The sequence below is a fragment of the Halorubrum sp. SP3 genome, from assembly GCF_005435195.1.
In the GTDB taxonomy this organism is placed as follows: domain Archaea; phylum Halobacteriota; class Halobacteria; order Halobacteriales; family Haloferacaceae; genus Halorubrum; species Halorubrum sodomense.
Window position 1 is genome coordinate 1 of sequence record NZ_SGTU01000652.1, and the last position, 254, is coordinate 254.

Annotated in this window: 1 pseudogene; it reads left to right on the forward strand. The window is 51.6% G+C overall.

Annotation, left to right across the window (positions count from 1 at the left end):
* Nucleotides 1-232 (forward strand): annotated as a pseudogene (locus EXE42_RS19975) (hypothetical protein); the annotation flags it as partial.
* Nucleotides 233-254 lie beyond the last annotated feature (22 nt).

Consider the following 254-nt stretch of genomic DNA (forward strand, 5'->3'; position numbering starts at 1 on the left):
ACGGGTCAAAGAGATAGTTCCAGCTAACAGCGCCACGCTCGCACGCACTGTTGAGTCTTATGCCGGGGAACAGGCTGAGTTTGATCAGAACCAGAAGGTCGTTATCTTTGAGCCAAGGTCGCTCTACGAACTCATGGATCCGATCCCATTCGAAAGCCGGGTCCCGTACTCGTTACGCTACACCGAGTTAGGTCGACTCAGAGAGGCGGAAACAACTGATGATATCCTCTGACGAAGTGTGTCCAAACGATATT